Origin of the sequence: Sporosarcina aquimarina, assembly GCF_033253705.1 — a bacterium.
In the GTDB taxonomy this organism is placed as follows: domain Bacteria; phylum Bacillota; class Bacilli; order Bacillales_A; family Planococcaceae; genus Sporosarcina; species Sporosarcina aquimarina.
Genome location: NZ_JAUBDH010000007.1, coordinates 73,532 through 85,682, shown reverse-complemented (window position 1 = coordinate 85,682; position 12,151 = coordinate 73,532). Strand labels below are relative to the sequence as shown.

At 45.7% G+C, this 12,151-nt stretch carries 10 protein-coding genes; 4 read left to right on the top strand and 6 right to left on the bottom strand.

What is annotated here, in order from left to right; genetic code table 11:
• The first annotated feature begins 3 nt into the window (after positions 1 to 3).
• Both QT716_RS11935 and QT716_RS11930 read left to right on the top strand, forming a co-directional pair.
• Positions 4 to 1,638 (top strand): thiamine pyrophosphate-binding protein, encoded by a 1,635-nt coding sequence (locus QT716_RS11935; protein ID WP_317936291.1) that lies wholly within the window; start codon positions 4 to 6, stop codon positions 1,636 to 1,638.
• A 1-nt stretch (position 1,639) separates the two neighbouring features.
• Complete coding sequence (locus QT716_RS11930; protein WP_317936290.1) at positions 1,640 to 2,047, top strand: carboxymuconolactone decarboxylase family protein; 408 nt, start codon at positions 1,640 to 1,642, stop codon at positions 2,045 to 2,047.
• 71 nt (positions 2,048 to 2,118) lie between these two features.
• Here QT716_RS11930 and QT716_RS11925 read toward each other — a convergent pair whose 3' ends face one another.
• The 6 genes from QT716_RS11925 to QT716_RS11900 form a co-directional block, all read right to left on the bottom strand.
• Positions 2,119 to 3,414: a Zn-dependent hydrolase gene (locus tag QT716_RS11925; RefSeq protein ID WP_317936289.1), complete on the bottom strand. Its 1,296-nt coding sequence runs from the start codon at positions 3,412 to 3,414 to the stop codon at positions 2,119 to 2,121.
• 160 nt (positions 3,415 to 3,574) lie between these two features.
• Complete coding sequence (locus tag QT716_RS11920; protein ID WP_317936288.1) at positions 3,575 to 4,027, bottom strand: hypothetical protein; 453 nt, start codon at positions 4,025 to 4,027, stop codon at positions 3,575 to 3,577.
• Positions 4,027 to 4,827: a DUF3100 domain-containing protein gene (locus QT716_RS11915; protein WP_317936287.1), complete on the bottom strand. Its 801-nt coding sequence runs from the start codon at positions 4,825 to 4,827 to the stop codon at positions 4,027 to 4,029. The genes QT716_RS11920 and QT716_RS11915 overlap by 1 nt, the downstream gene beginning before the upstream one ends.
• 39 nt (positions 4,828 to 4,866) lie before the next feature.
• Entirely contained in the window at positions 4,867 to 5,748 is an 882-nt protein-coding gene (locus tag QT716_RS11910; protein WP_317936286.1) for an NAD(P)-dependent oxidoreductase, read from the bottom strand.
• A 45-nt stretch (positions 5,749 to 5,793) separates the two neighbouring features.
• Complete coding sequence (locus QT716_RS11905) at positions 5,794 to 7,242, bottom strand: aldehyde dehydrogenase family protein (protein WP_317936285.1); 1,449 nt, start codon at positions 7,240 to 7,242, stop codon at positions 5,794 to 5,796.
• A gap of 89 nt (positions 7,243 to 7,331) precedes the next feature.
• Positions 7,332 to 8,957: a helix-turn-helix domain-containing protein gene (locus QT716_RS11900; RefSeq protein WP_317936284.1), complete on the bottom strand. Its 1,626-nt coding sequence runs from the start codon at positions 8,955 to 8,957 to the stop codon at positions 7,332 to 7,334.
• 258 nt (positions 8,958 to 9,215) lie between these two features.
• Between QT716_RS11900 and QT716_RS11895 the strand changes: the two genes are divergently transcribed.
• Together QT716_RS11895 and QT716_RS11890 are read left to right on the top strand one after the other, a co-directional pair.
• On the top strand, positions 9,216 to 10,514 hold the full coding sequence (locus QT716_RS11895; RefSeq protein WP_317936283.1) for a hypothetical protein: 1,299 nt from the start codon (positions 9,216 to 9,218) through the stop codon (positions 10,512 to 10,514).
• 223 nt (positions 10,515 to 10,737) lie between these two features.
• Positions 10,738 to 12,135, top strand: coding sequence for a YfcC family protein (locus QT716_RS11890; protein ID WP_317936282.1), 1,398 nt, complete (start codon positions 10,738 to 10,740; stop codon positions 12,133 to 12,135).
• Positions 12,136 to 12,151: the final 16 nt, after the last annotated feature.

Below are 12,151 nucleotides of genomic sequence, written 5' to 3'. Positions count from 1 at the left end.
CGTATGAAGAAAGTTGCATCGGTGTTAGTCGAGAATTTTAAACAGTGGGGAGTCCATCATGTTTTTGGGATTCCGGGAAAAGCGATTTCTCCTATTTTGTTTGAATTATTGAGCTATGAAATGGAATTTGTTTTAAGTAAACACGAAGGCGCAGCGGGTTATGAAGCAGCAGGTTATTCTTTAATGAATGACACAATCGGTGTGGCAGTTGGGACATCCGGTCCTGGGGGGACGAATTTACTGTCAGCAGCTGGACAAGCAACCGCTTCTCACATTCCCCTGCTACTCATTACCGGGCATCCTTCGATGAAAGATACTGGAAAAGCAATGGGACAAGACTCCAGTATTTTCGGAACAGATTTGACGGATATGTTTCAAACAGTAACAAAGTTCAGTGCGCGTGTTGAACGAGGGGATATGCTTCAGCCTTATTTACAGCACGCATTGGAAAAAGCAGTGACTGGCGTTAAAGGGCCCGTGCATTTGTCAATACCATTCGATATATTACTATCGGAAATCGAACCGTTTCTGCTGGAGTTCCCAACGTCTCATGAATTGATTTCACCGATTGCATGCGAAGTTGCACAACAGCTCGATGATGCCAAACGTCCTCTCCTGTTTGTTGGAAAAGGCGTTCATTCCAGTAAATCGTATGCGGAAGTCCAGCATCTCGCAGAACATTGGAATATTCCAGTCGTTACAACTCCGGGCGGCAAAGGAGCTTTCCCATCCAATCACAGCCTGTCGTTAGGTGCGTTCGGGTTGGGTGGAACACCCGAGGCTTCACAGTATTTAAGCGACGGAGTGGATTTACTAATTGTTATCGGATCACAACTCAGCGACATGTCGATTGCTGGTCTATCTGAAGCCATGTATCCGAAACAAGTCCTTCACTTTGACTACAATCCTACGTTCATCGGCAAGTCACTTCCCGTTTCAACGACGCCGATCCTCGGAGACATTAAGTCCAACTTAACTGCAATTTTAAAAGACGTTCCCAAAACCGACAGCGGCAGCTTTAAGTTAGAAGTTACTAAGAACGTGTTAGAGGAAAATACACCAGGCAAACGGATGTCTGCAATCCAAGTGTTGAAAGCGATGCGCAATGCGTTGACTGAAGACGCGATTGTTTTCGGAGATGACGGCAGTCATTCGTTCTATGGTATTCAACACTTTGATATTTATCAGCCGGGGACATTCTTCTTTGACGATATCTTCGGCGCAATGGGCAATGGTATCGGGTATGCTGTCGGCGCTAAACTTGCAGCACCTGAAAAACTGATTGTCTGTTTAGTCGGGGACGGCTGCATGTTCATGCATGGAACAGAGCTGTCTACTGCTTACAATTACGACTCCGCTGTACTCTTCATCGTCGTCAACAACGGACGATTGGACATGGTGGAAAAAGGCATGCGCAAGATGATTGGAACTTCAATTGGCGGTATTTACGAAACACCGCTCGATGCGGCTGCATTTGCTCGATCGATGGGACTTGAAGCGAATACGTGTACAACTCCCGTTGAAATTGCAGAGTCCATTCAACAAGCGTTAGTACGCATTCAAGAAACGAACAAACCATATGTCATCGAAGCATTAGTCGATGAACACGAAATACCACCTACAATGGGGAGGCAATAACATGGACATTACCGAACGCAGCACGCAGCGTTTTGAAAACGGCACAGACGTCATGAACGAACTTTTCCCTGAAGAAGTTCAAGTCGGCATGCGCTATATTAAAGAAATTTCCCCAGACCTTTGGAACATGATTGTTTCTTTCGGCTTCGGAGAACTGTATGCAAAAAATACATTAACAATGGCTCAACGGGAGTACGTAACATTGACTGCACTTATTACTCAAGGCGCGTTCGACCAGCTCCGTCCACATCTCTATGCATCACTCAGAGTCGGGCTGACGCAGCAAGAGATTACAGAAATCATCATTCAATGTACAGGTTACGCTGGATTCCCAAAAGCTGTTCATGCGATGGGAATCGCCGGAGAAGTTTTCAAAAATTACGAAGCCGAAAACGCTGAGTCAAAATAACAAAAAAACGACACGTCACTAGAAGTTTCTTTCTTTTCGGACGTGTCGTTTTTATATGATTTTTATTTCTCTTAAACAGTCATCTGTTTTTCGATAAACGCTTTTAATACATGCACAGCAAGCACACAGTCATTTAAGTCCGTCCACTCTTCCGGATTGTGACTGATCCCTTTTTTACTTTGCACAAACAGCATTGCAGCAGGAACTTCACGGCCAAGCACCATAGAGTCATGCCCCGCTCCGCTCATTAATTCCATCGGTTCCATGCCAAATTGCTCGATGGACTCTTTCATATCAGAAAGCAACTTCTCTGGAATGAGCAACGGGTCAACCGTCAATGTTTGCTGACATTCAACTTCCACATTATGAACACTCGCGGATACTTGTGCAGCCCCAATAATCGATTCCACTAAAGCATCCCGTTTATCCTTATGAATATCCCGGATATCTACTGTCAACTCAACCTTTTGAGGAATTACATTGATGCCGTTCGGATAGACATTCAACTTCCCGATGGTCGCAACTGCTGTGTCACTAAACTTTCTAGGTAACGATGCAATCGCGTGGATGAAATGACTCGCTGCAACTAAAGAATCTCTTCGATCATCCATCGGCGTATTACCTGCATGTCCTGCTTCACCTTCAAACGTCACATTCATCCAGACGGGGCCGGCGATTCCTTTTACCGCGCCAACAGATAATCCATTTTTCTCTAGCAACTTCCCTTGTTCAATATGTAACTCAACAAATAATTCAATTTCACTCATGTCCCGTTTCGCTTCCCATACCGCTTCGAGAGAACTGCCATACTCGTCCATCACAGTTTCAAACGATTTCCCATCGAAATCTTTCAGCTCGCTTGGATTCTTTTCTTCCAAATGACCTGCCATAGCATGACTTCCTGTCAATCCAGCACCAAATCGGGAGCCTTCTTCATCCGAGAAAATAATCACCTCATATGGCTTTTCGGGTTGAATCCCAGTCTCTTTCCATGCTTCAGCCACCTCCAAAGCAGCAATCACCCCAAGAGGTCCATCGAAATTGCCTCCGTTCGGAACGCTGTCCACGTGTGAACCAGAACAAATCGCTTTCCCTTCTGTAACACCAGCCATTCTGCCGATCACATTGCCTGCCCCGTCGACAGTGACAGCTAATCCGGCTTCTTCCATCCAAGACATGACCAACTGCTTCGCTTGCTTTTCTTCAAATGAAAATCCTGGCCGATTCACGCCACCTTCAGTCGTCTTTCCAATTTCCGATAGCTCACTCAATCGTTCCGCCATTCTCATTCCGCTGACCCCGCTGCGTGATAAAGATTCATCATACCCCGTTGTTAGTTTTGCAAATACGTTCATCGATGAAGACATCGGCGACACTCCTCTTTTTGAAAAACATTAATAGACTGACTATATCATGAATTCAACTCATATTTTCCTTAAAAGTCTTTCTTATCATTTCTTTTTCGTAACTTCAGATAAAAACCTGCCCGCAAATTCGCGGAAGCAGGTTGTGTACATTTTTATGAGGTTAAATAATTCCTTGGAATCGGAGAATGATTTCAGCAATGACTGCAGACCCGAGAAAAGTGCCGAGCATCACAAGTGTTGCGACGACTATCGTTTTCCATCCGAGCTTTACAAAGTCCGTCCATGAACGGCCGATCGCAATTCCAGCATACGCTAAAATCGGTGTCGCAAGTGCCAGTAGCTGTACTTCTGTTGTCCACTCCACTACCTTCTCTGAACCTGGAAACCATGGCATCGACACGATAACTCCAATAATTGAGATATATGCGATGCTCGGGAAATTCACAGGAATCAGCTCTTTTAAGATGAATCCTGCTAAACAAATCACAATAAGCATAATCATGCCTGGTACCGCTGCTAGCGGCAGGATATCATATCCTGCCCAGTTCCCGACTAAGGAAGTGATGCCAAAAATCCCAAGTAACAATACCCACTCTTGAATATTTTTCAGCATCAGTAGCCCTCCTTATTTCGAGTCATGCGTGCATAGATTTTTTCAGTTAACGGCAGTCCGATGAAGATACTTACCCATAGACCTGTGGAAAGAGACAGCAAGTTACTTGCTCCAGAAAACGCAACGATCTGTGATTCAAGTTCAGGGAAAGCCGCAATGAGCGACCCACTTGCAGCCGCCATCATACTTCCACTTCCGACTCCTGATGCCATCGCAAACGACAGCGGACTTAGCGGTGTAAGCGTCGCAAGTAATCCTGAGATGAGTCCGAGAAACACTGCTCCGAACACTGTACCAAAAATATACATCGCCATAACCCCACGTCCTTCTGGAGAGTTGATGCCGAATTTATCCATGATGAGACCAACGTTCGGTTCACGGCCGATGGAGTGAGTCATTCCGACTGCTTCACGCTTCAGTCCTAACCAAATTGCAACCGGTAACGCAATCAGAATCGTTCCTAAGTTCCCAAGTTCCTGTAAAAGAAGAGCTGGACCTGCAGCGATTACTTCGGGTAAAGACGGTCCAATGATTACTCCAATCTTCGCGAGCAATAAGGCAACGCCAAGAACGATGAGCGGTTCTGCATTTTTCGATTGCTTCTCTTTCACAACTGGTGTGAAAAAGAGCCCCAACCCAATAACGAGTGCATACAGCATCGGCAGTAAAAGAATAACACCAGGTCCTACAGGAATCTTAAACGTTCCAATTAGTTCAGTTACAATGACAATCCCGAGTACAATTGCATGCAGCCGCCAATCTTTCCAAATCCCAGCAAGTGAATTTTCATTTCCATTCATCCGAATCCCCCCTTTATGAAGTCCCTTCGTTGTCCTAACTTAACTATGGAGTTCATGTGCAAGCAATTCCGCCACAGCCGTGGAATCCCGGTGGTATGCGCCTTCTGCACTTGCACGAGTAAACAATTCATACGCTGCATCACTAATCACCGTCGGGATTCCTTCACCGGCAGCTAAGTTCCGATAGAGTGTTAAATCTTTCAACATATTTGAAAGAGAAAACGTGACATCGTCAAATGTTTCATGAATGATATTCGGTCCGAATACCTCCATCACTTTCGTTTGACCCGATCCTTTTTGGAACAGTTTCGCTAACTTTTCTTTCGACATCCCTGCACGCTCTCCAGTTAGCAGCGCTTCTCCTAACAAGGAAATGATTCCGCCAACGACCATGTTGTTACACAACTTGACGATTTGGCCAGATCCGCTTGGTCCCATATATTCAACGTATTCTCCCATCGCTTCGAGTACTGAGGATACATGAGGGAACTTTTCCTCACTTCCGCCTGCCATAATAGTGAGGGATCCTTTACTAGCACCCGCTGGTCCGCCGCTCACAGGACAGTCAAAATACGAAATCCCGACAACATCCGCGGCTTCCGCCAAAGTTCTAGTTCGCGCGACGTCATTCGTACTCATATCGAGCACGGCACCTCCAGCCTTCAAATGGTGTAACGCTCCATCACGCCCTTCCAGTAAAACGTTCTCGACTAAATCAGTCGATGGCAAAGACAAGATAAGCACATCACTAAATTTCGCTAATTCTGGAACTGAACCTGCACCAGCCGCTCCTTCGTTCACAACCCGCTGTACCGCTTCTGGATTCGTATCGTATACCGTCACTTCATATCCTTTACGGACTAAGTTTGTTGCGATTCCGTACCCCATCAGTCCACATCCTACAACGCCAATCGTCTGCATGACTTCCCCTCCAATCATTCAATCTACTTCAAGAATTTTTACGTTTTACGGTCGGATATAAACCGTCTTATAATCCGTCCAGAAGTCCAATGTTGTGGAACCTTGCTCACGCGGACCAATACTGGATGCCTTTTTTCCTCCAAACGGATACTGATTCTCAAAATAATTGGATGGGATATTTACATGTGTCACACCCGATTCAACATTGCGGATGAAATGAAATGCCTTATTCAAATCATTCGTATAGATCGTCGAAGACAATCCGAATTCACTATCATTGGCCACTTCCAGCGCTTCCTCATACGTGTCGACGACAGTCATCGCCATAACCGGACCAAAGATCTCTTCTTTAAATATGGTCATATCTTGTGTCACACCGCTAAATAACGTCGGCGCCACAAAGTACCCTTTTTCTAATCCATCTTCCGTTAACTGCTTCCCGCCACATTCCAGTGTTGCCCCTTCATCAATTGCTGATTTCACGTAATGTAAATACGTATTCAACTGACCTTCATCGACAACAGGTCCGTTGTCTACACCGTCAGCAAAACCGTCCCCAACCTTCAATTTTTGTGCACGCACCACAAGTTTCTTCGTCAATTCATCCGCAATGGAACGGAGAACAATCAAGCGACTCGTACCTGTACACCGCTGTCCATTGTCCAAGAAGCCACTAATGACTAGGTTCTCTACGGTTTCATCGAGATTCGCATCTTCCAGCACAATTGATGGATTCTTTCCGCCCATTTCCGCCTGCATCTTGGCTCCTCGCTCGCTCACCGCTTTGCCTAACGCAAGCCCGACTTGCGTAGACCCAGTAAACGACACTGCTTTAATCTTTTCATGACTGCCAATCGCGTTCCCAATCACACCGCCAGGTCCAGTCACCATATTAATAACACCTGCCGGAACTCCCGCCTGTTCAAACAGCTCCATAATTTTAATGCTGATCAAAGACGTATTACTCGCCGGCTTAAAAATCACCGTATTCCCTGCGATAATTGCAGGAGCAATCTTCCAGATTCCGATACCAAGCGGAAAATTATACGGTGCAATCACACCGACTACGCCAAGCGGTTCACGAATTGTATATGCAAAAATCCCCGAATCGTGCGACGGAACCGTTTCTCCTGTCATCCGGGTTGCTTCTCCACTAAATTGTTTCATCGCTTCAATCGTTTTCCGAACTTCCCCATTCGCTTCACGGAACGACTTCCCGACTTCTTTTGTTATAATCGTCGCCAGCTCTTCTTGCTGCTCACCTAATAGCTGAATTAGGTTAAACAGCACATCACCGCGAGTCGGCGCAGCCGTATTCGCCCAACTCGGAAACGCATCTTCCGCAGCTTGGATCGCTAGCTCTACATCGTCTTCATTCGACTTTTGAAAGTATCCTAATACATCTTGATTCGCTGGGTTCAGGCTCGCATACGTTTCGTTCGTATTCGACGAAATCCATTCCCCATTAATATAATTATGATAAGTTGTACTCACATATACATCCCCTTTCAAACTAAATAACTATCTATTATGATAAATCAAACTATAGAATAGTTATATGTGGGGACAAACAAATATCTTCCCTACTTTTCATGGAGCTCCACATAGATTCGGAACGCAATGACAAAGTCCATCCAATCTTTTTCATTCGAAAAGTCGATTCCTAATAACTCCTCCGTCTTTTTTAAGCGGTAATACAGTGTGTTCGGGTGCACATGTAATTCTTTCGCCGTCTGCTTCTGATTTCGATTCGATCTGATGAACAGCTTCACAGTGTGGATTAAAGCCGTATCCGCCGTTTGCAGCCGATGCAGCTTATCGTGCATATACCGTTCTAGCAGCTCTTGGTCCACTTCACAAAGCAAACGTTCCAATCCAAGCATAGAATACTCGACAACTGGAATCTTATAACGCTTTGCATAGCCAACAGATCGCTTCGCTTCTTTGTATGAGACGGACAATTCCTGAATCGTCGTTTCCCGGCCAATCCCATAAATGTTATCTGTGTCATCTGACCAAATTTGTCGAATGCTTCGAAGCAGCTCTTGTGCGGGTTGTTCCGAACTTGTTGGGAGAATAACAATCAGCTGAAACGCACGTGCAAAGAGTAAAGGGGCTACTTGTTTAACCCGCAATCTCTGTTCCACCGACTTTATTAACCGTTCCTTGTCCACTAAGTGATCGACTTTCCACAAAGGCTTCTGATTCCCTTCAATTATTAAGCACTGCACACGCGTATCGGTCCGCCAATTCACATAGTGGAGAGCCGCATCCAATTCCCTGCCCGATATTCCTTCCAACAACTGATTAAACACTTGTTCTCTGAAATGGATCTCTTTTTCATACAACGCATTTTCTTTTATCAATTCCAGTGCGATCGACAAACTCGCCTGCTCAATTGTAATTTTCTCCATTTCATTAAACTGCTCAAACGGCTGTAGGAACGATAGAAATCCTAACGTATCGACCCCTTTTCGAATCGGGAAGAAGTGTTCCTCTTTCATCCCCTCCAAGTAGCTGTGATAACCGACTTTAGAACCAATCATTTTCTGCAGTAACGATAGAACCGTTTCAATCCCACGGCCTTCAATTATCATTTGATAGAATGTGTTATGTATCGAAATCGATTTCTCCAGTAATGTATTTTTTTGCTGCAGATGCTCATACACTTTCGCATTATCAATCGCAATGGCACTTTGCCCCGCCACAACTTCGATGACATTCATATCTTCTGCAGTGAAAATGCTATCTTGCTTGTAACTATTAACGACAACTACGCCTAAACAGCGATCTTTGTTTAAAATGGGCACACAAAACGTGCTCTTCACTTGGCGTTGATGCACCCCTTCATAGTAATGACGTGCATTCTGATCTGTCATATTTTCCATATGCTCTTCAATTTCCACACGCGTTGTGAACAACTTTGCCTGTCGATGAACGAACACTTTCCCCGTAATCGATTCCCCTTCAGCAAATGCAACACGTGACAAAGCCTCTTCTTGAACTCCTTCCCCTTTGGCAAAACGAAGCGTTTTTGTATCTTCATCGTACAAATAGATAATGATCACATCAGCCACTTCCACTAGTTCACTAGCTGCCTGAACAACGTTATGCAGAATTTCGTCCAGCTGCAGTGATTGGGTAAGCATCTTATTGATTTCTAATAGCTTATTCGCTTTATATAAATCCATTTCGAGTTTTGCCAGCATTTCTCCACCCCTTTAAGCTCTCCAATTATTCAATTATCCGATAATTACATCTTTATCTCAAGGTAATCCATATTTCACTAAATCTATTTTTCCGCCCGTTCTTCTCCTTTCCCCACCTCTCCTATCCCCGCTGTCCTAATCCATATCCCGAACGAAAGTTGCACCTATTCGTTAAAATCCATGTACAATAAGAGATAATTGACAAAGAACTAGCGATTGCCTGAAACCGGATCCTTGTTTACTTGGAGGTGTAAGAAAGTGATTAGAATCGCCGTGTTCGGTTCCGAAGAGACCGTCAGTTTGGTACAGCAGCATGCGCATCAGATCGTTGGGATCGAGATTCAGCCATTCCTCTATCACTCCATTTCGGATATAGAAAGGCTGCTGTCCCAAGCCATCCACTGTGACGTTTACTTTTTTTCAGGAATTCTTTCATACGTACATGCAGAGAATCTTTTAGGAGAATTCGATAAACCCGCAGTCTATATCGAAGATAACGAATTGAATGTCTCTTTGACACTGTTAACCGTAATTCACCATAACCTGACTGCGTTGGACCGTATATCCATGGATCTGCCTGATCGTAAAAAGCTGGATATCATTATTGACCAGCTGCAGATCATGCCCAAACCAACCTACATACGGGACTTTTCCTGGATTAAAACAGAGCGTGCCCGCACTTTTGAAACGGCCCCGCTTCTTCAATTCCATGCAGAGTTATGGGATGCCGGAAAGACCAGTCTTGCCATCACAAGCATCCACTCCGTATATGATCAATTGGTCCAGCTCGGGATTCCCTGCATGCGGATGGTGGATGCCGAAAAAACCGTTCTGGATGCATTGAACGAGGCGAAGCAGGCTGGCATTCTATTGAAGACACAGCTGTCCCAAGTCGCTGTCAGTACAATCTCCATCACTCATGATGGTCATACAGAACCGGCTCAAGAACAGATGGAACCTATCCTAAATGGGCTGCAAGGGATTGCGAAACAGATGAACGGTTCGCTGCAGAAAGTGGGGCCCGCCTCATTCGAGTCGTTCAGTACGAAGGGGAGCGTTGAATTCCTGATGGGAAATTCCGGATTGATGGCTCCCCTCCTCAAGCTTGCCAATGAGTTATCGATCGTCATCCATATCGGCACCGGTTTCGGGATGACCATTGTAGAAGCGAAGAAAAATGCAGCAATCGCCTTATCCTTCACAGAGAAAGAAAAAGGACATTATTTCATCGTTGTGACGGAAGACAAAACGGTCATTAATCCTCAAGTGGAGATGGCAGACCAAGTGCTGTCCACCGAAGACGAACGTGTCATCCATTTGGCGAAAACCGCAAAAGTCAGTGTCCCGAATATGATCAAGATGATGCAGTTCCTGAAATCCAGACCCGTCAACCGTATCACATCAGGGGATATCGTCGATTATTTCGGCATCACCCGCCGCAGCGCGGAACGGATGCTGAAAAAGTATATGGATGCCGGCTGGTTGAAAGTCATCGGGGAGGAACACCCTCATCAGAATGGCCGTCCGCGATCCGTCTATCGGCTGGATCTTCCCTAATACCCCTAATGAACTATGGGTTGTCATCGTCCTAGTAGACATGGCTTCCATAGTTTTTTTCTGCACCAAGCCCGTATAGCAAGAAGCAAGCTGGCAGTCTATATAAAAAAGCCTTCTATTAAAAATTATCTAAATACTTGTTGACTTCTGACAACCTCCCTCGTACAATACATTTAAGTTAGCGTCTGTATAGCGACGTTCAAAATTTGTTAGGGGGAATCCCATGGATAAGCCAGAAAAGTTGAAGGAAAAGAGGAAATTCAAAGTACCTCACGTCTTTGTCATTTTGTTTTCTGTGATCATCATCGCTTCCATTGCCACGTATATCGTCCCGGCCGGCCAGTATGACACCGTTGTGGATGAAAACAATCGCACTATCGTCGTGGACGGGACTTACCACACGGTCGATGCGAACCCTACTAGTTTCTTGGGCATCTTTCAATCCATACATAAAGGGATGTTGAACTCGGCCGGAATCATCTTTTACATCTTCATCGTCGGAGGTTCGTTTGGTATCCTCCATGCCACTGGCGCTATTTCAGGCGCAGTCGGCACCATCTCCAGAAAGATGTCTGGAAAAGAGTATTGGCTCATTCCTATTCTGATGACGTTCTTCGCATTGTCCGGTGCTATGCTGGGCTTAGCTGAGGAAACCATCCCATACATCACGATCCTGGTTCCTCTGATGGCATTGATCGGCTATGATTCCATGGTCGGCGCCGCCATCGTTCTGCTAGGGACATCTGCTGGATTTACTGCGGCATTTATGAATCCGTTTACAGTCGGTGTGGCACAAGGGATTGCAGAGATCCCTATCTTCTCCGGACTTGGTTTCCGTATCGTTTTATGGGTGATTTTCTTGAGCGTCAGCATTTGGTATGTGATGCGCTATGCGAAGAAAGTCAAAGCCGATCCGACGAAGAGCGTCTTATACGGCACTGAACAGGAATCCGGCGACACGGCGACACTGGAAGAAATGACAACGCGCCACAAGATCATTTTCCTAATTCTGCTCGCTACACTGGTCGGGCTTGCAGTCGGCGTCATTAAGTTCGAATGGTATCTGACTGAAATCGCGGGTCTCTTCCTACTTATGGGAATCGCGATGGGGATTGTTGCGAAGATGAGTTTCGATTCAATTGCCGAATCGTTCATCGAAGGATGCCGGGTGCTCGTGATGGGCGCGCTCGTCGTCGGAGTTGCGAATGCAATTTTGGTCGTCTTACAAGACGGCGGGATCATGGATACGGTGCTGTACGGGTTCTCATCCGTAATCGGAAACCTTCCATCCGTCTTAGCGGCATTCGGAATGTATGTCGTCCAATGCGCGCTGAACTTCATCGTTCCTTCAGGTAGCGGTCAAGCTGCGTTGACGATGCCGATAATGGCACCGCTTTCAGACTTGGTCGGAGTGACACGGCAAACCGCTGTGCTCGCTTTCCAATTCGGGGATGGCATCTCCAATATCTTCAGTCCGACGTCCGGGTACTTCATGGCGGGTCTCGCGCTTGCAAGAGTGCCTTGGTCGAAATGGGTGAAGTGGATCTTCCCGCTCATCCTCATTCACTATACACTTGGTGCAATCTTTGTCACGATTGCCCACCTGATCCATTTTTCATAACTTTCTTGGAGGGAAT